Origin of the sequence: Ammonifex thiophilus, from assembly GCF_003368535.1 — a bacterium.
Classification (GTDB): Bacteria; Bacillota; Desulfotomaculia; order Desulfotomaculales; family Ammonificaceae; genus Ammonifex; species Ammonifex thiophilus.
Map to the genome: position 1 here is coordinate 1 of NZ_QSLN01000081.1, position 292 is coordinate 292.

Annotated in this window: 1 protein-coding gene; it reads left to right on the forward strand. The window is 58.2% G+C overall.

The features are described 5' to 3' along the window. On the forward strand, positions 1 to 224 hold a 224-nt coding region (locus DXX99_RS11155), incomplete at its 5' end, for a type II toxin-antitoxin system prevent-host-death family antitoxin (protein ID WP_115793511.1). Positions 225 to 292: the final 68 nt, after the last annotated feature.

A 292-nucleotide genomic window follows, 5' to 3' on the forward strand; every position in this document is an offset into this window, starting at 1 on the left:
GGGCCGAGGGCGGGGAAGTGTGGATCATCGCGTTGCGTTCGAAGCCCAGGGGCGTTTTGATTGGGTACTCCCGTTACGAGGAGCTAAAGCGGCTGGCCGAGAGAGCAAAACAGCTGGAACTCAAAATTGCGCTGGACGAGATGCGACAGCGGGGAGAAGAAGCCAGGCTTACTGAGGAAGACGTGCTGAGGGAAATAGAGGAAGTGCGGAAGTGCGGGCGGTAATTGACACCAGCGTGCTGGTCTCAGCCTTCTTGAGCAAAAGGAGCCATCCGGCGAAAGTGCTCGATGCC